Source organism: Alcanivorax sp. P2S70, assembly GCF_000475295.1.
Classification (GTDB): domain Bacteria; phylum Pseudomonadota; class Gammaproteobacteria; order Pseudomonadales; family Alcanivoracaceae; genus Alcanivorax; species Alcanivorax profundi.
On record NZ_AXBZ01000034.1, the window covers coordinates 392,905 to 411,496 of the forward strand.

Sequence of the window (18,592 nt, forward strand, 5' to 3'; positions counted from 1 at the left end):
TTTCTTTCTCTTCTCCCTTAAGGTGTGGGTTTGGCATTACGTCAAGCTCACAGCGGGAGAAATCATGATGGCGGCCTTGCTTACAGATGCGCAGAAAGACATCTGCCTTGAGTTACAAAAAAAGTCGTCAAAAGACAGTCCTAGAGCAGCAGCCTTGCTGGCCTTGAATCAAGGGGCGACACAATCGCAAGCGGCTGAAAAATCTGGCTTGAGCCTGGGTCAGGTCCGATACTGTGTGCGTCGCTTCCGTTCTGTTGGAATGGCCATGTTTGAGTTGTCAAAACCAGATGGCGATTCAGGCAATGGTTCCGTTAGCGATGTTGTTATTGTCCCAGAAAAAAACAACAAGAAAGACAAGAAAGACAAGAAAGGGAAAAAGAAAAAATCAAAAAATAAAAGCGAAAATGACAAAAAAGAAATAAAAAAACCGAAAGAAAAGAACAAGAAAAAAGATAAAAAAATCAAAAAAGCAGAGAAGAAAAACAAAGGAAAAAAGAAGAAAAAATAAAACGTTTCTTCGTGGTCAAGGTTGGCGATTTCCCGATGAGATGTTCCGTTCTGCCCGTCAAGATTCCCAGAAGTAGTCCATCTGTTTCGCTGTGTTGAGTGCGAGATCACGGCTGTGCAGCTTTTCAACCAGATGCAGGCTCATGTCTATTCCTGCCGAAATTCCTGCCGACGTTATGCGGTTCCCATCTTCTACCCAGCGTACGTTCTCCTTGATGCTCAAGTCAGGAAAGCGTGTTCCAAGTTCGTCGATGTCCTCCCAGTGGGTGGTCACGTTCTGATGGGTCAGCAAGCCTGCCTGCGCCAATATAAAAGCACCAGTACAGACCGAGGTAATCCATTGGGCGGAGCGAGCTGCGCGGCGAAGCGAATCCAGCAAGACGGTGTTGTTCATTGCCCAGGTATGCACCCCTCCGCTAACCAGCAGGACGTCAAGCGGGGGATGATTATCCAAAGTGAAATGGCTTTGTACCGGGAAGCTTCCCCTGGCGCGGACAGTTTTGCGTTCACTGATCAGTGACACCGACCAGGGCTTGCTACCGCACAACCGTGCGGCGGTAGCGAACACCTCGTAGGGACCGGCGAAATCAAGCACTTCTGCTTCATCATAGATCACAATACCAATCTGCAGCATGGCAACTCTCGTGACATTATTTCGGTGGCAGGGTGCGGACGAAAGCGAAGCAGTGGCCAAGCCATTCCTGTAAAGCATCCTCGTCCGCTACGGCATCGCTTTCCAGCATGATCATGCCGCGCATGGGGCGTCCAGTGAAATCCATTTCGGCGGCACCGGGTCTGGCAAGCAGTGTGTCATAGGCCTGCGGCCCGACTCGGGCCATCAGCCGCTCTGCCAGGATGCCGCAACACATATTGCCCGCGATCAGAAAGCAAAGCCCGCCAAACATGCGCTTTTCATCAGGAAGGGCCCCGGTCACGGCAAGTAATGCCTCACGGGTGCGATCGGCCAGATCGGTGTCGTAAGCCATTACGTGTTTTCCCCGGCGCTCAGACGACCGCGGATCACCAGGGCGATGCCGCCAAGAATGGCCACTGATGCGATCACCAGCCTGACGGTGACGGATTCGTCCAGCCAGAGGGTGCCGGCGAGGGCTGCCAGAACCGGGACGCTAAGCTGGACGGTGGCGGCGGTACTGGTGGCAAGTGCAGGCAGGGCCAGATACCAGATGGCGTACCCCGCTCCGGAGGCCAGCGCCCCGGATAACAGGGCATAGAGCAGCCCCTCCCCGGTGGGCAGGTGTGGCGGCCAGGCGATAATCAACAGCGGAGCAAGCCAGGACAAGGAGCGCAGGAAGTTGCCGGTGGTTTCGGCTGTGGCATCGGCGGCGCCCTTGCCGCGCAGCGAATAGACACCCCAGCCGATGCCGGCCAGCAGCATGAGCAAGGCTGCAGTGACCGGCGGCGCCGTGGCGCCGGGCAGCAACAGGACCAATAGCCCGGCCAGTGCCAGGGCAAGCCCTACCCATTGCCAGCGATTGAGGCGTTCACCCCGATACCGCCCATAACCAATCATGGTGGCCTGAACGGCGCCAAACAGCAGCAATGCGCCAGTGCCTGTTGCGAGCTGCACATAGGCGAGGGAAAACCCTGCCGCATAGACAAACAACGCCAGCGCGGAGCGGTGATTGCCGTGGGCAAGCGGGCGCGGCCAGGTGCTCTGGCGAATGCCAAGAATCAGCACCAGGGTAAGTGCACCGGTAACCAGTCGCACCGCCGTAAAGCTGGCCGCATCGATGGCGCCATCGTGCAGGGCCAGCCGGCACAATACCGAGTTGGCCGCGAAGGCCAGCATGGCGATCGCGGTCAAGACCAGGGGGTGCCGAAGCGGCATCAAAACACGGTGCGAAGGGCGTTGATGGTCAGGCCAATCAGCGCCAGGGACGACAGGAAAAACAGCACGAAGCGCACTTCAATCTTGTTCACCAGCGCTTGCAGCAAGGAATGCACGACGCGAATGCCCACATAGGTCCAGGCCAGTGTCAGGTTGATACCGTCGCCCTGCCCCAGCATCGCCAACGACAGGGCAATGGCGTAGAACACGGTGGGCTGTTCCATGAGGTGATTATAGTTATCCGCTTTCCAGCGCACATTGGCAGGCAGGGTGTTCATTTGCTCCCCGCGCGGGGCCTGGGGATCGGGGGTCATGTTGGCGGCTTTCATGGCCGGCAACCGGGTCAGGTACATCCACAGCCACATGACCATGGACCAGGCAACCAGTGTCACGACGGGGGCAAGAATGGGACTGGTGGGTTCCATGTGAAATCTCCCTGAGCGTTTCGTTGTTATGAATTGCGATCATACCTCAGGGTGCAGGCGGGGTCAGAACGCGTGGTCCAGCCAGTAACCGAGAGCGATGCCAACAGCGAACATTCCCGTGAGCGAGAGATAGTGCCAACGGTTGGCAACCAGCAGCGGCTCAAGGTGAACAAGGTGGGGGGATTGTCGGGTGATGCACAGGGTGGCGTAGCGCCAGCCTAGTTGATATTCCGAATGCAAATAGCGAATCGCCGCCAGCTTGCCGTGGTGTTGCCAGATGGTTTCCACATCTTCCGGTAGTCGCATGCCTTCCCTCTCTGCACTGCCCAGGCCTCCTGGCCAGGGTACCCGCTAGTGGCGATCTGCCATCAGCGCGCTTCGTTCAGTATCACGCAGAGAGGGCGCGTCTGCCAGTTGCAGTGACAGAAGGTGCATTCAAAGCGGTTATTGGCTAGCGAAGCTAACGGTTAACAGTGTTGAGGTGCTGCTGGATGACCAGCGGCCACTGCAGGGCTTTCTCATCGAGCCAGTCTCTGGCGGGGGCCAGTGGCGAACTAAAGAGCAGGCCGCCAAGCATTAACAGGCTAACCACTGTTGTCCCCCAGAAGAGGCCGACAAAGGGCTGCTTGCGGGTCTTGTGACGAAACAATGGCCGTGCCACCAGTGCGCCGGGCCAGCCCCCGAACAGTGCCAGTAGATGCAGGGTGTTTTCCGGCGTGCGTTGGTGCTCCCGTCGTGCTGCGCGCTTGTCCAGACCATAGATGATCAGGGTGCACAGGCTGATCAATCCGGTGCTGACAAGCAGAAAGGGAGAAAAGTGGTATTCACGGGTGATGCTGTAAAGCCCGGCGAAATAGCCGATACCCAGCCCGAGGGCGATGGGCAAGGTGAGCCCGCGCACGGGGGTTATCCTCGCCAGGCCCAGAGGGCCGCCAGCAGCGCCACGGGCGCGGTTTCCGCCCGCAATACCCGCTCACCCAGGGCGAAGGGGGTAAAGCCGGCGGCCTGGGCGGCGTTCAGTTCGTCGTCCGAAAACCCGCCTTCCGGACCGGTGAGCAGTGCCAGGTTTTGGGTGGTGGACAGCACCCCGGGATCAAAGGGTTGTTCACCCGGGTGGGCGATCAGGCGAAGGTCCGGCAAGTCACCGTTCAGCCAGTGTTTCAGCTCCACGGTCCCCTCAATGAGCGGGGGAATATTCAGGCCGCATTGTTCGCAGGCGCTGACCGCCACCTGTTGCCAGTGAGCGATTTTCTTGTCGGCTCGCTCGCCTTTCAGGCGCACTTCACAGCGTTCCGTGTCCAGCACCACGATCGTGGCGGCGCCCAGTTCGGTGGCCTTCTGGATGGCATAATCCATCCGGTCGCCCTTGATCATGGGCAGGGCTACTGTCACGTTCAGGGGCGGGGTGCGGTTGTCGGCGGTGAAAACCTGCGGTTCCACCGTCACGCTTTTTTTGCTGATGGCGGTGATCTGCGCCGACCATTCGCCGCCTTGGCCGTTGAACAGGGTCACGGCATCACCGACCGCCATGCGCAGCACCTTGCCAATATGGTGACTGGCATTGGCGCCCAGCTCGGTGGCAACAGCGTGACTGAATGGCTGATCATCAAAAAAACGGCGGGCCATGAATTCTCCGTTAAACAGGTGCCAGGGCTGAAGGCAAAAGGCTACCATAGCGCCGGTCAAACAGGCTGCTATCAAGCGAGTAAAACATGGGCGAGATTGTCCGTTCTGCGTTCCGGCCCCCTCTGTGGCTGCGCAATGCGCACCTGCAAACCCTGTGGGGGCCGTTGGGCCGGTCGTTGCCGGAGGTGGCGCGTCACAGTGAGCGGTTGGATCTGGCCGATGGTGATTTTCTGCTGCTGGACTGGGCCGGTCCCCGACATGGCCCGGGGCACCTCACCGTGATACTGCTGCACGGGTTATCCGGTTGCAGTGACTCGCACTACATGCGCGGTATCCAGAAAACCCTGGCTGGCGCCGGTATTCGTTCGGTGGCAATCAACAGCCGCGGGGCCAAGGGCCCCAATGACACGGCCCTGTGCTATCACGCCGGGGAAACCGATGATGTGGACGCCGTGATTGAGCATGTGTTCCACCAGGATCCCACCGGGCATCGTATCGCTATTGGTGTGTCGCTGGGGGGCAGCCGGCTGCTCAACTGGTTGATCCATCGGGATTCCGGTCGCCTGGCAGGGGTGGCGACGGTATGCGCCCCGTTGCGCCTGGACCTGTGCGCCAACCGGCTGGACCGCGGCCTGTCACGACTGTATCGCGGCCATTTGCTCAAGGCCTTGCTGGGTTACCTGGACAACCAGAAGCGACATCTGGATCAGGTCAATCCGGCGGAAGCCAAGCGGCTGTATCGCCTGAACATGTCGGGCATCCGTTCGTTCTGGCGGTACGACGATCAGATTATTGCCCCGCTTTACGGCTTTCGCGGCGCCAGTCATTACTACGCCCAGTGCAGTGCGGGGCCGCGCCTGCAAGGGATACGCACCCCTACCCTGTTGATGCAGAATCGGGACGACCCTTTCATGACGCCAGAGACCCTGCCTCGCCGTGAGGAGCTGGGCCCCGCGGTGACGGCAGAAATCAGTGATCACGGTGGTCATGTAGGGTTTGTCGGCGCGGAGAATCCCTACTGGCTGGAGCAGCGCTTGTTGGCCTGGGTTCAGGGCTTCGGTTTTTCCAGCTGAAACACTTCATCGCGCAGGGCGTCGGGTTTGACCACCCCCGGTGCGACTCGCCACTGCCCCTGTCGATCTTCGAATACGAGGGTGGGCGTGCCGCCAAGGCCAAGCCCGATCATCAGGCCCGTATTGTTGTGGATCTGGCTGCGGATCGCTGCCGGTACGGGTAGCAGCGGTTCAATGCCGCCGGCTTCAAAACGGGATTCATGCAGGGCCAGGGCGGCGGCCGGGTTGTCGGCGGCGAGCACGGCCCCACCCTGGCTGAAGCTGCGCTTGGGGTTGATCATGCCGACAATGATGTGTCGCACCTGTAGCGTGTTGGCGGGATCGGTCACCAGTGGCTGCATGTTTTCCCACAACTGAGCGCAATAGGGGCAGGCCATGTCGGTAAACACATAGGCCACCCGCTGCGGCTTCGCGGGGCCTTCTGCGACCCAGCTGCTGTTCTCCAGTCGTGCAAGCAAGGAATCCATGCTGGCGCCTTCGCGACTTTCGCTGTTTGCCTGGCTGGCATGGGCGCCCAACGTGGCCAGCATCAACAGGCTGGCCAACCACGCACGCAATGGCATTACGGGAACCTCTTGAACATGTCCTGTACTGCGCGCTGAATATGCGCTTCACGGCGTGCACTGCTCATCTCGTCATAAAGCTGATCCCGGCTGGTGGCTTGCCAGAGGACATTGTTGCTCTGGGGGTCGATCAGCTGCACGACCAGTTTGTATTCCTCGGTGATTTCACCTTCGGTTGGAGTGCTGGCACCCAGGCCGACATTGTTGCGGGTGAAGCCAAAGCCGAACTGAAGGGTGGAGCCATCGAAGCGTTGCTGACGCTTGAAGAAGTGTTTTACTTCCACGTCCGGTTGGTTTTCATCGGGGTGTAGCCCCTTGTCAGCCAGTGCCAGCGCCAAAGCACTGCGGGCACGCTGGTCATCCAGTTCACGGGGTTTGTCCTCGTCCTGGCTGACGAAGCGGTAAGTCTGAAGATGGGCCAGATTGGTGTCACTCTGGCGGTCGATGACCACCGGGCTGACGCAGGCTGTCAGCAGCAGGCTGACCAGCAGGCCCAGGGTGGGGGCGATAAAGCGCATGGCTTTCTCCTTCAGGCGAAAGAATATTCAGTATAGTGGCGATGACGTCATAAAACGGTGACGCCTGGACAAGGTTTGGCCACGGCGGCATGAATCTGTTCCCCAAGATAGCGTGCGGCCTGGCCGGCATACTGACCCTCTGCGTAGATCAGGTGTAAGTCCACAAAGCGCTCGACCCCTTCTTTGAGCGGCAGAACCTTGAGCGCACCGGTTTCCAGACCATCGCCAATTTCGGCTTCCGGTATCCAGGCAAAGCCCAGTCCCCGGCGAATAGCGGCAATCCGGGTGGAGGTATGGGATACCGTCCAGCGCTGTTCGGCGCCCAGCCAGCCGGCATCAATGCGGCGGCTGCCGGAGTCGCGAATTACGATCTGGCGATGCTGGCGCAGGTCCTCGTGGGTGAGGCTGTCGACCTGATTGAGCGGATGGTCAGCTGACGCCACGGCCAGAAAGCGCACCCGCATCAGTGGTTCGCCCACAAAGCCGGGGGGGATGCGGGCGTTCACCACCACATCGGCTTCCTTGCGTAGCAGGGCCTCATCAGAACCGGACAGCACGGTTTCGCTGTATTCGACGCGTGTCAGAGGGCTCTGTTGGGCAAAGGCGTCCAATGCGGTCAGCATGCAGTGCTGCGGGAACAGGGCATCGGCGGCGACCCGCACCAGCGGTTCCCAGCCCTGGCTCAGCTGGATAGCCGTGCTCTCGATACGCTCCGCCTCTTCCACCAGCACTTTGGCCTGGCGATAGAGCATTTGTCCGGTTTCGGTGAGCTTGGCCTTGCGGCCTTCCAGGCTGAACGCGCGCACGCCCAGCTCGGTTTCGATCTTCTGCACGGCATAACTGATGGCCGACTGGCTCTTGTCCAGGGCCTCGGCGGCGTTGGCGTAGCCGCCCTCGTCGACCACGGCCAGCAAGGCTTGCCATTGATCCAGCGTGATTTTGGCTGACATATCAAAAATCCTGAGCTAAACGTGCGAATTTGTCCCGTTTTATATCGGATCAGCTGAAATCACAATAGTCCCATAACGATTCGACACCGGGTCGTACCCAAATTTCACAAGGAGTGGCAGACATGAACATTCTGGTTATTAAAAGCAGTGTATTCGGTGATAACGGCAATTCCTCTGCGTTGGTCAATACCAAGGTGGAGCAGCTCAAGGCAGCCAATCCGGGAGCGACCGTGGTGGTGCGTGACCTGTCTGCACAGCCGATTCCACACTTGGATGGAGAGCGTGTCGGTGCCTTTTTCACCCCGGCCGAAGAACGTACGGCCGAGCAGCAACAGGTGGACGATTTTTCCCTGACGCTGATTGAAGAATTGAAAGCCGCGGATCATGTCGTGCTTGGCTTGCCGATGTACAACTTTGGCATTCCCAGCCAGCTGAAAAGCTGGATTGATCATGTGGCCCGTGCCGGCATTACCTTCCGCTATACCGAGAATGGCCCTCAGGGTTTGCTGGATGACAAGCCGGTAACGGTGCTGGCGGCCCGGGGGGGGCTCTATGCAGGAACCGATAACGATACCGTGACGCCCTACATCAAATTGTTCTTCGGTTTTGTTGGCATCACGTCTGTAGAACTGGTGTATGCGGAAGGCCTGAACATGGGTGATGAGGCCAAAGAAAAAGCGATGCAGGAAGCGAAGTCCGTGATTGCAGGATAAGGCTCGAGGTTTCTACACCGAAAACGTCATGGGCAACGATCAGGAGGCATCATGGGACTGTTAGTGGATGGACAGTGGCAGGACAAATGGTACGACACCAAAAGCACCGGTGGCCGCTTCAAGCGCTCTGAGAGTCAGTTCCGTCACTGGGTGACGGCGGACGGCAGTGCGGGCCCCAGTGGGGACAAGGGTTTCCCGGCGGAAAGTGGGCGTTACCACCTGTATGTGTCCTATGCCTGTCCCTGGGCGCATCGCACCCTGATCGTGCGTGCACTGAAAGGGCTGCAGGACCACATCGGTGTCTCGGTGGTCCATCCCCACATGCTGGGAAACGGTTGGGAGCTGCGCGATGACTTTGCCGGCGCGACTGGCGATGCGTTGCACGGCTTCAGCAAACTGTATGAGCTTTACCTGAAAGCCGATGATCGCTACAGCGGTCGTGTCACAGTGCCCGTGTTGTGGGATACGCAACGCGAAACGATTGTCAGCAATGAGTCGGCAGACATTATTCGCATGCTCAACAGCAGCTTTGATGCATTGGGTGCCACGCCGGGGAATTACTATCCGGGTGCACTCCAGGCCGACATCGATGCCATTAACGAGCGCGTGTATCACGATGTGAATAATGGCGTGTACAAGAGTGGTTTTGCCACCAGTCAGGACGCCTATGACGAAGCTGTCACGACGCTGTTCGACAGGCTTGATGAGCTGGAACAAAGGTTGAGTGAGCAGCGCTATCTGGTGGGTAACACCCTCACAGAAGCCGACATTCGTTTGTGGACCACTCTGGTGAGATTCGATCCGGTATACGTCACCCACTTCAAGTGTGACCGAAAACGCATTAGCGATTACCCGAATTTGCAGGGTTTTTTGAAAGATATTTACCAGCTGCCCGGCGTGGCAGAAACCGTGAACCTGGCGCACATCCGCCATCACTACTTCTGCAGCCATCCGACGGTGAACCCTCACGGGATCATCTCCATCGGCCCGAAACTGGATTGGCAAACTGCCCATGACCGTGAGCGATTGGGGGAGAGAAAAATCAGCGACTAGCGGTGAGCGGTGAGGAAAGGATTTTGATGTTAACTCGAAGCTGATAGCTCGTAGCTCGCAGCTTATTTGCACAGGAGGTTCCCATGGAACGCACCCTTCTCAACACGATTCGCTCACTGGATACATCCGATGGCGCAGGGGTTCGCCTGAAACGGGCGCTGGGTTATAACCCCATGGTGCGTCTGGATCCGTTTCTGATGCTGGATGCCTTTTCTTCGGAGAATCCGGATGACTATATTGCCGGTTTCCCTCCGCACCCCCACCGTGGTTTTGAAACGGTAACGTACCTGGTGGAAGGACATATGCGTCACCGGGATCACCTGGGTAACGAAGGAGATCTGACGCAGGGGGGGGTGCAATGGATGACGGCAGGCCGGGGCATCATTCATGAAGAAATGCCCCAACAAAAAGACGGTCTGTTGCGTGGCTTTCAGCTGTGGATCAATCTGCCTGCTGCAGAAAAAATGACCGCGGCAGGCTACCGGGATGTGGCGGATACAGAGATGCCACGTCTGGACCTGGCCAGCGGCGGACAGATCAAGGCAATTGCCGGTGAAGTCACGGTGGCGGGTGAATTGCTGACCGCGCCGATGAAAGGCGGTAGCACCGATCCGTTGTATCTGGATGTGAAACTGCGTCCGGGAGAAGCGCTGACTGTACCGGTCACTCAGGGCTACAACAGCTTTGTCTATGTGTTTGAAGGCCTGATAACCGTGGCAGGGGAAACGGTACAGCAGGATCACCTGGCGACGCTCACTGACGGTGATCATCTCACGGTCGAGGCGGGCCGTGAGGGCGCAAGGCTGCTGCTGCTGGCAGGTCGCCCCCTGGGAGAGCCCATTGCCCAGTACGGCCCCTTTGTGATGAACACCCAGGAAGAAATCAATCAGGCCCTGAGTGATTATCGCAATGGCACCCTGACTGCTGAACCGTCACAACTCTAGCCATCAAAGGAAAGGCTTTCCCGTTGGCGAGGCTCGTGCCGAGCCACCGGGATTGTGCTATTGGATTACCGTTAAGGCACGGGATAAACGATGGGCATCCCATGCTGAATCTTCACGGAAATCGGGTTGACTCCTCAAGGTTTGTCAAAGAGCATCAACCCACTCACTTTCTCGCGTTCAAAGGAATGTCAGCCATGAAAGTTATCGCCATTGCAGGCAGTCTCAGACAGCAATCTTTCAATCAAGGCCTGGTGCGTGCTGCCGTTGATTGTGCCCCGAAAGGCATGGATATCGAGATCGCCGATATCTCTAGCATCCCCCTGTACAACGGCGATATCGATAATGACAAGGAACGCCCTGCCGAAGTGTTGGCGCTGGCAGAAAAACTGCAGAAGGCCGATGCCCTGCTGATTGCCACACCGGAATATAATTACTCCGTTCCCGGCGTGTTGAAGAATACGCTGGACTGGCTGTCCCGGGTGCCGGGCAAAGTCTTCGCGGGTAAACCCACCGCTATCATGGGCGCATCCATGGGCGGAATGGGCAGCAGCCGAAGCCAATACCATTTGCGGCAGATACTGGTGGGGTTGGATGCCTACCTGCTTAACAAGCCCGAAGTCTTTGTCTCCAGCGCACACGAAAAATGTGACGAGCAAGGCAACCTGGCCGACGACAAGACACAATCCCTGATCGCCGATCAGTTGGTGGCGTTGCAGGCATGGTCAGCCCATTTTTCGTGAACCGTCAGACTTTGGGGCCTCGACCCCGCAAGGCGTTGGCGACCAGGCTGATCACCAGCAGTATCAGGAAAAGGAAAAAGATAATTTTCGCGATAGAGGCGGCGCCAGAGGCAATGCCTCCAAAGCCGAGTACGCCAGCGATAATGGCAACAATAAAAAAAGTCAGAGCCCATCCAAGCATGAGAATGTCCTCGCTAATAGAATGAGTCTCAAGAATGACGTTGCTGCGTTTTAGCTTCCGTGCAGAGGTTAATGCTTTAACGATTTTTTATACTGTGCTCGCGTTTTCCGGCCGCCAGAATTAGAAACATTATCGTGGTGTTTGCAGAAAGCACGCGTCTTATTGACTGGGTGGCGTGCGTTACAATGGGTGGCTTGTTTCCAGCCAGGTCTCCAACGGTGGCGATTTCCAGTCTGCGAAGCGTCCCAGAAGGTCGTCCGCACTGGCGCTGACCTGCAGCAAGTTCCGGTGCTCTGGCTTGAGCAGACCCTTGTCGACGCTGTGACCAAGGAAGGCCGCCAGGTGGTCGTAGTAACCGTTGACGTTCAGCAGACCAATTGGCTTGTGATGAAAGCCTAGCTGTGCCCAAGTCAAAATCTCAAACAGCTCTTCCAGGGTGCCCATGCCACCGGGGAGTGCGATGAACGCATCGGCCTGATCCGCCATAGCTGCCTTGCGCTCGTGCATGGAGTCGACGATCTGCAACTCGGTCAGGTGGTGATTGCCAATCTCACGGCGCAGCAGTGCCTGGGGGATAATTCCTATTACCTCTCCCCCCCTGTCCATGACCGCGTTGGCCAGAGTTCCCATGATCCCCACGCTGGCGCCGCCATACACCAGCCCAAGATTTCGGCTTACCAATGCTGCGGCCAGGTTTTCAGCCGCGATGCCAAAAGCAGGATCGTTTCCGTCGCTGGAAGCACAGTAAACGCAGACTTTTTTCATCATCATCCCTAATGGTGTTTGGGTTTGTCGCAAATCGGTTGCAGGTGGAGCGTCTTACCCTGCAACTGCAGTGGGGCGATTAACCAGTCGCTCTGGTGGGAAGTGGCAGGTAAAGGTGCTGCCCTTGCCCAGCTCGCTCTTGATGTCCAGTTTGCCGTTATGACGAATCATCACGTGTTTGACAATGGCGAGCCCCAGACCCGTGCCACCCGTTTGGGTGACCCGGCTATTATCGGGGCGATAAAAGCGTTCTGTGAGCCGTGGAATATGGGCAGGGTCAATTCCCAGACCATTATCGGTAACGGCCAGATGCGCGCCCTTTTCGTCCTGCCACCACTGGATGCGAATCAGGCCACCGGAAGGGGTGTACTTCACTGCATTGGTAATCAGGTTTCCAAAGGCGCTTTCCAGTTCGGCGGGGTTGGCGACCAGACGCGCCTCGGTTGGGACATCCATTTCAATCTGATGATGTTTGTCCGCGCTCAGAGCTTGGGCGTTTTCGCGCATGCGGTTGAGCATGCCGTGTACAGCGACGGCTTGGCGATCGTTATCCGCATCGGTATTTTCCAGTCGCGAGAGCAACAACAGATCCGTGACCAGCGCTTCCATGCGGTCAGACTGGCTTTCCATTTGAGTCAGTGCACGCCGCAGACGAGGCTGTTCTTCAGGCACGGTATCCAGCAGCGTTTCAAGGTAGCCTTTGAGTACTGTTAAAGGGGTTTTCAACTCGTGGCTGACATTGGCTACAAAGTCTTTGCGCATTTGTTCGAGGTGATGAATCCGGGTGACATCACGGGCCATCAGCAGTTGCTCGCCAACGCCGAACTCCGTCACCCTGAATTGCAGGATGCGGTTGTCATTCACCGGAGAGGGAATTTCCAGGGGTTCGCGAAAATCGGCGCGATGAAGGTATTCGGTAAATCCGGGGTGGCGCACCAGGTTGGTGAGCGGTTGCCCCAGGTCCTGGCTGGGGTTGAAGCCCATATAGCGCTCTGCGGCGGCGTTCCAGTATTCCAGATAGCCGTGCTGGTCAATCAGGATGACCACCTCTTCCAGAGCGTTTACGGATTGCTGGGCGCGGTGGATGATGCTTTGCAGGTTTTCCTGCGCACGCCGTTCTTTCTGAAACAAGTGTTCCAGCCGGGTATAGAACTCGCCCCACAGACCGATGCTGTCTGGCGGTTCGGTATGATCATCACGGACCAGCCAGCTGTAGAGGGAGAACAGCTGCCGGGTACTCCAGAAAATGTAGCCCACCAGGCCTACCAGCAATGGCCAGATGTGACCGACTGCGAGAGCGGTCAAGGCGGCCAGGGCGATCAGGCCGGCGATTCGATTAACTTCTTTGGCCAGGCTGGCTTTCATGATCGTGTGTTGCCCTTGTGGGGTCAGACTGGAGTTATACCGAGGTCATGAACCCTAACACATTATTGGCTTCAGCTCGCCTTGGCGGCCTTGATCGAAAAGCGATAGCCCGTACCTCGCACCGTCTGGATAAAACGGTCAAAGCCGTAGGGTGCGAGAGCCTTGCGCAAACGGCGGATGTGGACGTCGATGGTGCGGTCTTCCACATACACATTGGCGCCCCACACCTGATCCAGCAACTGGGTGCGGGAGTAGGCTCGCTCCTGATGGCTCATGAAGAATTCCAGCAGGCGATATTCGGTTGGCCCCATATCCACCGGCTCGTCGTTAGCGCTGATACGGTGGCTGACCGGGTCCAGGCATAGCCCTTCCACTTCGATAGCTTTTTCGGCGGCAGCGCTGGAAGAGCGGCGCAGTACCGCCTTGATCCGGGAAATCAGTTCGCGGGTGGAAAACGGTTTGGTGATGTAGTCGTCAGCACCCACATCCAGGCCCTGGATCTTGTTATCTTCTTCGCTTTTGGCGGTAAGCATGATGATCGGCACTTCATTGGTGGTCTCATCACGCTTAAGGCGACGGGCCAGCTCAATGCCGGTCACGGAGGGCAGCATCCAGTCCAGCAGTACCAGGTCTGGCCGTTCGTCGACGATGATCTCGTGGCCGCGCTGGGCATTTTCAGCTTCCAGTACATCAAAGTCCGCCAGTTCCAAGGCGACAGCGACCATCTCACGGATAGCCGGCTCGTCATCAACAATCAAAATTCGGTTACGGGACATGGCTTCCTTCCTTCGCCTGTCAGTCTTTTGTTGGTGCCCTATTAGATTGCTCTTTTATGACATGCGTATGACAAGTTGAGCCGGATGCGGGGGAATTGCAAGCGGGAGAGGGAGTGATGAGTTGAAAGTTCAAAATTGAAACGCGGCCCAAGCCAGCAGGTTTTGCATAGCCGTGCCCGCGCTCGCAGGTAATGGCGCGGGTACAGAGAGCCGGAACGACAAAACCTGCCTCCCGCCTTTTCCACTTTGAGCGTTAAACTTTCAACTCAAAAGTACTGGAAATACAACCCCGCAAACACACACGCCCCGCTCCAGTGATTGTTCAGGAAGGCATGAAAACTGGGCCAGCGTTCGCGATAGCGGATCAGGCTGTGCTGGTAGAGGAAGGTCACGGCCATCCCTGCCAGGCCTGCATACCAGGGCCAGCTGAACCCAAGGCGGTGGCCGACCATGATCAGCCCCAGCAGGGTTAGCCCCTGAAGGACACCGATCATTAACCGATCGGCGTCGCCAAACAGGATAGCGGTGCTCTTTATGCCCAGTTTCAGGTCGTCTTCACGGTCACACATGGCGTACTGGGTGTCATAGGCGACCGTCCACACCACATTGGCCACGTACAGCAGCCAGGCGATTTCCGGGACCTCGCCGGTTTCTGCGGCAAAAGCCATGGGGATGGCCCAGCTGAAGGCGGCCCCCAGAAACAGCTGCGGCATAAAGGTGAAGCGCTTGGTGAAGGGGTACAGCACCGCCAGCCCAAGGCCGCCGAAGGACAGCCAGAAGGTCAATTCGTTGAGGAACAGCACCAGTACGAAGGCTAGCAGCCCCAGCCCGGCGAACAGCGCCAGCGCCTTTTTGCTGCTGATGGCGCCAGTGGCCAGCGGCCGGCCCTGGGTGCGCTCCACATCGCCGTCGAAATCCCGGTCGGCAAAATCGTTAATCACGCAGCCTGCCGCGCGCATGATCACCACCCCCAGAAAGAAGATCACGATGGTGGTCAGGCTCGGGGTGCCTGCCCCGGCAATCCACACCGCCCAAAGGGTCGGCCACAGCAGCAGCAGGGTGCCGATGGGCCGGTCCAGGCGCATCAGCTGAAGGTAGGGCCACAGGCCGGGATAGCGGTTTTCAACAAAGGCAAACATGGGACATCCGGTTGTCAGGCGTGGAGGTATTGTCCGGATGGGTGGGGTTGAGTTGCAAGTTGAAAGTTCAAAGTGGAAACGCGCGAGCGGGTTGTGGCGCCAGACGAGTATCGTTTGCGCCGCGCGACGCAGAGGAAACAGGCCCAGAGAGTCTAATGGCAGACGAGTACGGGGCTGTTCGGCAACGCGCTACCCCACCTTCTCCCACAACGCCGGCAGGAAATACTCCGCTACCAGTAGCGGTGCACCACGCTTGATGAAGCGGGATTGGCGGCCCCAGCACAGCGGCAGCTCCTGATCGGGTGAGCCCCGCCTTGCCCATACCTGGTCGCGCTGGCAGAGGGGACGTTTGTACAGCTCCAGTCCCAGTGAGCGGCTGCCCATGTGGCCGAGAGAGCGGTTTGCCCCGGTCAGGCTGCCAACCGGCAATACGCTGCGGGCGGCAACCACCGGGGTGTCATCCAGCATAAGAGTGACTTCGCGAATCAGTGCTACCTGACGGGCGGGGAGTGCCAGCAGTTGCCGTTCATCGGCTTTAGGGACGGCGTGGGCATGGAAACCCGGGACAACGCGGAAGGCACCGTAGCGGGACAGCCGGCGAGTGAGCGAGTCCGGGTCCGCCATCCAGTCGCGGATTATCGGGGGTAGCACCAGCTGTTCCAGCGGGCGCCAAAGGCTGTCAGGATGCAGGGCGGCAGGCAGCATGGGATCTTCCGGGCTTCAGGCCGGCGGACTATGGCCCATGGTTGTACAGAGAGCAAGGGCGGCCGCAAAACCCGGGGATTGCGGGGTGCGGATCGGCATAATAGACCGAATATGACAGTGGTCACTGTCATTGATTTTTCGGCGCCGCCCCGATAGGTTAACGACCCCCGAGATACACCCTGTATGTAGCAGAGTAAGCGAGTGCTTACTTCAATCCGATGAGGTTCACCATGAAGAAGTGGGAATGTGTAGTGTGCGGTTTCATTTATGACGAAGCCGAAGGTCTGCCGGACGAAGGTATTGCCCCGGGTACCGCCTGGGACGATGTGCCGGAAGACTGGGTTTGCCCGGACTGTGGTGTGGGCAAGGAAGACTTCGAGATGGTGGAAATCTGATTCCACCGAGGTCTGGCCCCGGCAGGGGCCGCCCGATCTCTTCTGGCATCAGCGCATTCTGAGCGCCCGCGCATCCCGCCCGTCCATTGAACAGTGAAAGGATCATTCATGAAGCCCATCGTCATCATCGGCACCGGCCTCGCCGGCTTCAATACCGTCAAGGAATTCCGCAAGCTGGATAAGGAAACGCCCATCGTCATGCTCACCGCAGACGACGGCCGTAACTATTCCAAGCCCATGCTGTCCGCCGGTTTTACCAAGGAAAAGACCGCCGATGACCTGTGCATGGCGACACCGGAAAAGGTGTCCGAGCAGTTCAATGTGGATGTGCGTACCGGTGTTCATGTGGCCGGAATCGATCCGCAAAAAAAGCGTGTACTGCTGCCGGATGACCACCTGGATTACAGCAAGCTGGTGCTGGCGCTGGGTGCCGATACCTGGACTCCGCCCCTGGAAGGTGACGCGGTTGGCGAGGTGTTCTCCGTCAACGATCTGATGGACTACGCCAAATTCCGTGCAGCCATTGAGGGCAAGAAGACAATCACCATTCTCGGTGGTGGTTTGATCGGCTGTGAATTTGCCAACGATCTGTCTAACGGTGGGTTCCAGGTACAGCTGGTTGAGCCCATGGGCCGCTGCCTGCCCTTGCTGCTGCCGGAAGCTGCTTCTGAAGCGGTTGGTCGCGGCCTGCAGGAACTGGGTGTGCAGTTCCACTTCGGCCCGCTGGCCAAGGCGGTGCACCACGGAGACAGCGGCAAGCTGGTGACCGAGCTGTCTGACGGCAGCAAGCTGGAATCGGATGTGGTGCTGTCTGCCATCGGCTTGCGCCCGCGCATCGACATGGCCAAGGAAGCCGGCCTGAGCACCAATCGTGGCATCCTCACCGACAAGGGCCTGCGCACCAGCGCCGAGGATATTTTTGCCCTGGGCGACTGTGCCGAAGTAGAAGGCCATGTGCTGCCCTACGTGTTGCCGCTGATGGCGTCTGCCCGGGCGCTGGCCAAAACGCTGGCCGGTGAGCCCACCGATGTCAGCTACGGCGTAATGCCCGTCACCATCAAGACCCCGGCTTGCCCGGTGGTGGTGTGTCCGGCTCCGGCAGGCAGTGAAGGCGATTGGGAAGTGGAAGCCGATGGCAACACGGTTCAGGCCCTGTTCCGCGGCAAGGACGGCAATTTGCTGGGCTATGCCCTCACCGGTGATGCGGTGAAGGAAAAAATGAAGCTCAACAAGGAACTGCCGGCGGTGATGCCGTAAGCTTGCAGCGGGCTCATGTCACCATGAGCCCGGCTGTTGCGCTGTTCATTGATAAAGGAAGGTCCATGAAATTTGCATTGGTGTTGCTGGTTCTGGGGTGGCGTTTGCGCTGGTTGGCGTGGCGTAACGAAGGTTTCCGAAAGCAGCTGGAAAACCGCAACGTCATCATGCAATGGCGGACCTTTAACGGTAAGCCGGCGCGCTGGTTCCAATTCACTCCGGGCAAGGTCGCAGCCAAAGGAGGGATTCATCCGGCACCGACCGTCACCCTGAATTTCAAAGATGCGGGCTATGCCTTCGACACCCTGCAAAAGGCCGGCAAGAACCAGATGGCCTTCATGGAAGGGATGCAGTCCGGTGATATCAAGATCGAAGGCGATCCCGGCCAGTTGATGTGGTTCATGACGTTGATGAAATTCATCATGCCGGGTGGAAAAAAATAACCTTGCCTGATGGCGGGCCTGTATTGCCTGCGTTTTCTCCGCTAGGATTGAATAACAAAAAATTGCATTTGGCGGATTAATGAGACCCTTTCCCTGTTTCGTGGCTGTCGTTTTTCTCTTGTCTTGCGTTCGGGCCTTTGCTGCTTCGGATGCCCCTGTGTATCTGGTAGCCAAGTTCGACCTGGATGGTACCACCTACAACGAGGTGGTTTTTTTCCAGGATGACGCCATTGATACGATCAAAGGGTGCGAGCGGGAGATTATGTACGGGCGACGGGGGGGGTGGCAGGTCTATACCCACATCACCCGTGCTGCCCGTGGTTTTACCTACACCACCAGCTATGCCTGTGCCAGTGGCGGCCAGCGATTCTCCGATTGGGATCGCAGTGGCATGCGCCCTCGGGACAATGTTTTTTCGGTGACTATCGAGAATGATGTCCTGAACGTGGTGTCCCATGGCAGTTATAGCAAGTGCATGGCCTCGGTGCGGCAGCGTGGTGGCGAAAGCCGGCAGCAATTCTGCGGGAAGTCAGCGCAGCGGTTGCTGACGCCCTGATACTCGGCAAGATGCTTGGCGAACCGCGCTTGCCGCATTACTCTGTGTG

Annotated in this window: 26 protein-coding genes; 10 read left to right on the forward strand and 16 right to left on the reverse strand. The window is 58.0% G+C overall.

The features are described 5' to 3' along the window. The first annotated feature begins 64 nt into the window (after positions 1–64). Positions 65–508, forward strand: coding sequence for a winged helix-turn-helix transcriptional regulator (locus tag Q672_RS34240; RefSeq protein ID WP_022986021.1), 444 nt, complete (start codon positions 65–67; stop codon positions 506–508). Between the two features lie 57 nt (positions 509–565). On the opposite strand, the gene Q672_RS29010 is transcribed toward Q672_RS34240, so the two are convergent. From Q672_RS29010 to Q672_RS29035, 7 genes are all read right to left on the reverse strand, one after another. After that, positions 566–1,141: a DJ-1/PfpI family protein gene (locus Q672_RS29010; RefSeq protein WP_022986022.1), complete on the reverse strand. Its 576-nt coding sequence runs from the start codon at positions 1,139–1,141 to the stop codon at positions 566–568. A 16-nt stretch (positions 1,142–1,157) separates the two neighbouring features. Then, a complete protein-coding gene (locus tag Q672_RS29015; protein ID WP_022986023.1) occupies positions 1,158–1,493 on the reverse strand; it encodes a TfoX/Sxy family protein in 336 nt (111 codons plus the stop codon). Beyond that, positions 1,493–2,356, reverse strand: a complete 864-nt coding sequence (locus tag Q672_RS29020; RefSeq protein ID WP_022986024.1) for a DMT family transporter — start codon at positions 2,354–2,356, stop codon at positions 1,493–1,495. Before Q672_RS29020 ends, Q672_RS29015 begins: the two co-directional genes overlap by 1 nt. Beyond that, positions 2,356–2,781 carry an MAPEG family protein gene (locus Q672_RS29025; protein WP_022986025.1) on the reverse strand — a complete coding sequence of 142 codons (426 nt, stop codon included), beginning with the start codon at positions 2,779–2,781 and terminating at the stop codon, positions 2,356–2,358. Before Q672_RS29025 ends, Q672_RS29020 begins: the two co-directional genes overlap by 1 nt. A 63-nt stretch (positions 2,782–2,844) precedes the next feature. Next, positions 2,845–3,087 (reverse strand): hypothetical protein, encoded by a 243-nt coding sequence (locus Q672_RS29030; protein ID WP_022986026.1) that lies wholly within the window; start codon positions 3,085–3,087, stop codon positions 2,845–2,847. Between the two features lie 154 nt (positions 3,088–3,241). Next, the gene (locus tag Q672_RS0117285) at positions 3,242–3,682 is read right to left on the reverse strand and encodes a DUF1294 domain-containing protein (protein WP_022986027.1); all 441 of its coding nucleotides are present in this window, start codon (positions 3,680–3,682) and stop codon (positions 3,242–3,244) included. 5 nt (positions 3,683–3,687) lie between these two features. Further along, positions 3,688–4,407: a 16S rRNA (uracil(1498)-N(3))-methyltransferase gene (locus Q672_RS29035; protein ID WP_022986028.1), complete on the reverse strand. Its 720-nt coding sequence runs from the start codon at positions 4,405–4,407 to the stop codon at positions 3,688–3,690. A gap of 86 nt (positions 4,408–4,493) precedes the next feature. Here Q672_RS29035 and Q672_RS29040 point away from each other — a divergent pair, with 86 nt between their 5' ends. After that, positions 4,494–5,480 carry a YheT family hydrolase gene (locus tag Q672_RS29040; protein WP_022986029.1) on the forward strand — a complete coding sequence of 329 codons (987 nt, stop codon included), beginning with the start codon at positions 4,494–4,496 and terminating at the stop codon, positions 5,478–5,480. Here the strand turns inward: Q672_RS29040 and dsbG are convergent. From dsbG to Q672_RS29055, 3 genes are read right to left on the reverse strand one after another with little or no spacing between them, the layout of a single operon-like run. Further along, complete coding sequence (gene dsbG, locus Q672_RS29045) at positions 5,456–6,043, reverse strand: thiol:disulfide interchange protein DsbG (protein WP_022986030.1); 588 nt, start codon at positions 6,041–6,043, stop codon at positions 5,456–5,458. The genes Q672_RS29040 and dsbG overlap by 25 nt on opposite strands. Further along, positions 6,043–6,561 (reverse strand): DUF4136 domain-containing protein, encoded by a 519-nt coding sequence (locus Q672_RS29050; protein WP_022986031.1) that lies wholly within the window; start codon positions 6,559–6,561, stop codon positions 6,043–6,045. The genes dsbG and Q672_RS29050 overlap by 1 nt, the downstream gene beginning before the upstream one ends. A gap of 47 nt (positions 6,562–6,608) precedes the next feature. Further along, positions 6,609–7,511 (reverse strand): LysR family transcriptional regulator, encoded by a 903-nt coding sequence (locus Q672_RS29055; RefSeq protein WP_022986032.1) that lies wholly within the window; start codon positions 7,509–7,511, stop codon positions 6,609–6,611. A gap of 122 nt (positions 7,512–7,633) precedes the next feature. On the opposite strand from Q672_RS29055, the gene Q672_RS29060 reads away from it, so the two are divergent. From Q672_RS29060 to Q672_RS29075, 4 genes are all read left to right on the forward strand, one after another. Continuing rightward, positions 7,634–8,224 (forward strand): FMN-dependent NADH-azoreductase, encoded by a 591-nt coding sequence (locus Q672_RS29060; RefSeq protein WP_022986033.1) that lies wholly within the window; start codon positions 7,634–7,636, stop codon positions 8,222–8,224. 51 nt (positions 8,225–8,275) lie between these two features. Further along, positions 8,276–9,277 (forward strand): glutathione S-transferase family protein, encoded by a 1,002-nt coding sequence (locus tag Q672_RS29065; protein ID WP_022986034.1) that lies wholly within the window; start codon positions 8,276–8,278, stop codon positions 9,275–9,277. 83 nt (positions 9,278–9,360) lie between these two features. After that, positions 9,361–10,221, forward strand: coding sequence for a pirin family protein (locus tag Q672_RS29070; protein WP_022986035.1), 861 nt, complete (start codon positions 9,361–9,363; stop codon positions 10,219–10,221). A 194-nt stretch (positions 10,222–10,415) separates the two neighbouring features. Next, positions 10,416–10,961 carry an NADPH-dependent FMN reductase gene (locus Q672_RS29075; RefSeq protein WP_022986036.1) on the forward strand — a complete coding sequence of 182 codons (546 nt, stop codon included), beginning with the start codon at positions 10,416–10,418 and terminating at the stop codon, positions 10,959–10,961. Positions 10,962–10,965: 4 nt separating this feature from the next. Here Q672_RS29075 and Q672_RS33995 read toward each other — a convergent pair whose 3' ends face one another. The 6 genes from Q672_RS33995 to Q672_RS29105 form a co-directional block, all read right to left on the reverse strand. Then, positions 10,966–11,142, reverse strand: coding sequence for a DUF1328 domain-containing protein (locus tag Q672_RS33995; protein ID WP_022986037.1), 177 nt, complete (start codon positions 11,140–11,142; stop codon positions 10,966–10,968). 180 nt (positions 11,143–11,322) lie between these two features. Next, positions 11,323–11,907 (reverse strand): TIGR00730 family Rossman fold protein, encoded by a 585-nt coding sequence (locus Q672_RS29085; RefSeq protein WP_022986038.1) that lies wholly within the window; start codon positions 11,905–11,907, stop codon positions 11,323–11,325. A gap of 54 nt (positions 11,908–11,961) precedes the next feature. After that, positions 11,962–13,272 (reverse strand): phosphate regulon sensor histidine kinase PhoR, encoded by a 1,311-nt coding sequence (gene phoR, locus Q672_RS29090; protein ID WP_022986039.1) that lies wholly within the window; start codon positions 13,270–13,272, stop codon positions 11,962–11,964. 71 nt (positions 13,273–13,343) lie between these two features. Beyond that, the gene (gene phoB / locus Q672_RS29095; RefSeq protein ID WP_022986040.1) at positions 13,344–14,048 is read right to left on the reverse strand and encodes a phosphate regulon transcriptional regulator PhoB; all 705 of its coding nucleotides are present in this window, start codon (positions 14,046–14,048) and stop codon (positions 13,344–13,346) included. A gap of 266 nt (positions 14,049–14,314) precedes the next feature. Further along, a complete protein-coding gene (gene ubiA, locus Q672_RS29100; RefSeq protein WP_022986041.1) occupies positions 14,315–15,187 on the reverse strand; it encodes a 4-hydroxybenzoate octaprenyltransferase in 873 nt (290 codons plus the stop codon). A gap of 189 nt (positions 15,188–15,376) precedes the next feature. Next, positions 15,377–15,892 (reverse strand): chorismate--pyruvate lyase family protein, encoded by a 516-nt coding sequence (locus Q672_RS29105; RefSeq protein WP_022986042.1) that lies wholly within the window; start codon positions 15,890–15,892, stop codon positions 15,377–15,379. A 230-nt stretch (positions 15,893–16,122) separates the two neighbouring features. On the opposite strand from Q672_RS29105, the gene rd reads away from it, so the two are divergent. The 4 genes from rd to Q672_RS29125 all read left to right on the forward strand — a co-directional run bounded on the left by rd (position 16,123) and on the right by Q672_RS29125 (position 18,543). Continuing rightward, a complete protein-coding gene (gene rd / locus Q672_RS29110) occupies positions 16,123–16,287 on the forward strand; it encodes a rubredoxin (RefSeq protein WP_008929914.1) in 165 nt (54 codons plus the stop codon). Positions 16,288–16,395: 108 nt separating this feature from the next. Continuing rightward, positions 16,396–17,544 (forward strand): NAD(P)/FAD-dependent oxidoreductase, encoded by a 1,149-nt coding sequence (locus Q672_RS29115; RefSeq protein WP_022986043.1) that lies wholly within the window; start codon positions 16,396–16,398, stop codon positions 17,542–17,544. A 65-nt stretch (positions 17,545–17,609) separates the two neighbouring features. Continuing rightward, entirely contained in the window at positions 17,610–17,987 is a 378-nt protein-coding gene (locus tag Q672_RS29120; RefSeq protein WP_022986044.1) for a hypothetical protein, read from the forward strand. A gap of 157 nt (positions 17,988–18,144) precedes the next feature. Next, the gene (locus tag Q672_RS29125; RefSeq protein ID WP_022986045.1) at positions 18,145–18,543 is read left to right on the forward strand and encodes a hypothetical protein; all 399 of its coding nucleotides are present in this window, start codon (positions 18,145–18,147) and stop codon (positions 18,541–18,543) included. The last annotated feature ends 49 nt before the right edge of the window (positions 18,544–18,592 follow it).

Bases quoted from the DNA above. Each gene is read 5' to 3' on its own strand.
- phoB (WP_022986040.1), bottom strand. From the start codon at position 14,048: ATGTCCCGTAACCGAATTTTGATTGTTGATGACGAGCCGGCTATCCGT.
- Q672_RS29020 (WP_022986024.1), bottom strand. From the start codon at position 2,356: ATGCCGCTTCGGCACCCCCTGGTCTTGACCGCGATCGCCATGCTGGCC.
- Q672_RS29040 (WP_022986029.1), top strand. From the start codon at position 4,494: ATGGGCGAGATTGTCCGTTCTGCGTTCCGGCCCCCTCTGTGGCTGCGC.
- Q672_RS29065 (WP_022986034.1), top strand. From the start codon at position 8,276: ATGGGACTGTTAGTGGATGGACAGTGGCAGGACAAATGGTACGACACC.
- Q672_RS29030 (WP_022986026.1), bottom strand. From the start codon at position 3,087: ATGCGACTACCGGAAGATGTGGAAACCATCTGGCAACACCACGGCAAG.
- Q672_RS29120 (WP_022986044.1), top strand. From the start codon at position 17,610: ATGAAATTTGCATTGGTGTTGCTGGTTCTGGGGTGGCGTTTGCGCTGG.
- Q672_RS29010 (WP_022986022.1), bottom strand. From the start codon at position 1,141: ATGCTGCAGATTGGTATTGTGATCTATGATGAAGCAGAAGTGCTTGAT.
- Q672_RS29115 (WP_022986043.1), top strand. From the start codon at position 16,396: ATGAAGCCCATCGTCATCATCGGCACCGGCCTCGCCGGCTTCAATACC.
- Q672_RS33995 (WP_022986037.1), bottom strand. From the start codon at position 11,142: ATGCTTGGATGGGCTCTGACTTTTTTTATTGTTGCCATTATCGCTGGC.
- Q672_RS34240 (WP_022986021.1), top strand. From the start codon at position 65: ATGATGGCGGCCTTGCTTACAGATGCGCAGAAAGACATCTGCCTTGAG.
- Q672_RS29085 (WP_022986038.1), bottom strand. From the start codon at position 11,907: ATGAAAAAAGTCTGCGTTTACTGTGCTTCCAGCGACGGAAACGATCCT.
- rd (WP_008929914.1), top strand. From the start codon at position 16,123: ATGAAGAAGTGGGAATGTGTAGTGTGCGGTTTCATTTATGACGAAGCC.
- Q672_RS29050 (WP_022986031.1), bottom strand. From the start codon at position 6,561: ATGCGCTTTATCGCCCCCACCCTGGGCCTGCTGGTCAGCCTGCTGCTG.
- Q672_RS29105 (WP_022986042.1), bottom strand. From the start codon at position 15,892: ATGCTGCCTGCCGCCCTGCATCCTGACAGCCTTTGGCGCCCGCTGGAA.
- Q672_RS29070 (WP_022986035.1), top strand. From the start codon at position 9,361: ATGGAACGCACCCTTCTCAACACGATTCGCTCACTGGATACATCCGAT.
- phoR (WP_022986039.1), bottom strand. From the start codon at position 13,272: ATGAAAGCCAGCCTGGCCAAAGAAGTTAATCGAATCGCCGGCCTGATC.
- Q672_RS29075 (WP_022986036.1), top strand. From the start codon at position 10,416: ATGAAAGTTATCGCCATTGCAGGCAGTCTCAGACAGCAATCTTTCAAT.
- dsbG (WP_022986030.1), bottom strand. From the start codon at position 6,043: ATGCCATTGCGTGCGTGGTTGGCCAGCCTGTTGATGCTGGCCACGTTG.
- Q672_RS29060 (WP_022986033.1), top strand. From the start codon at position 7,634: ATGAACATTCTGGTTATTAAAAGCAGTGTATTCGGTGATAACGGCAAT.
- Q672_RS29035 (WP_022986028.1), bottom strand. From the start codon at position 4,407: ATGGCCCGCCGTTTTTTTGATGATCAGCCATTCAGTCACGCTGTTGCC.
- Q672_RS29015 (WP_022986023.1), bottom strand. From the start codon at position 1,493: ATGGCTTACGACACCGATCTGGCCGATCGCACCCGTGAGGCATTACTT.
- Q672_RS29025 (WP_022986025.1), bottom strand. From the start codon at position 2,781: ATGGAACCCACCAGTCCCATTCTTGCCCCCGTCGTGACACTGGTTGCC.
- Q672_RS29055 (WP_022986032.1), bottom strand. From the start codon at position 7,511: ATGTCAGCCAAAATCACGCTGGATCAATGGCAAGCCTTGCTGGCCGTG.
- ubiA (WP_022986041.1), bottom strand. From the start codon at position 15,187: ATGTTTGCCTTTGTTGAAAACCGCTATCCCGGCCTGTGGCCCTACCTT.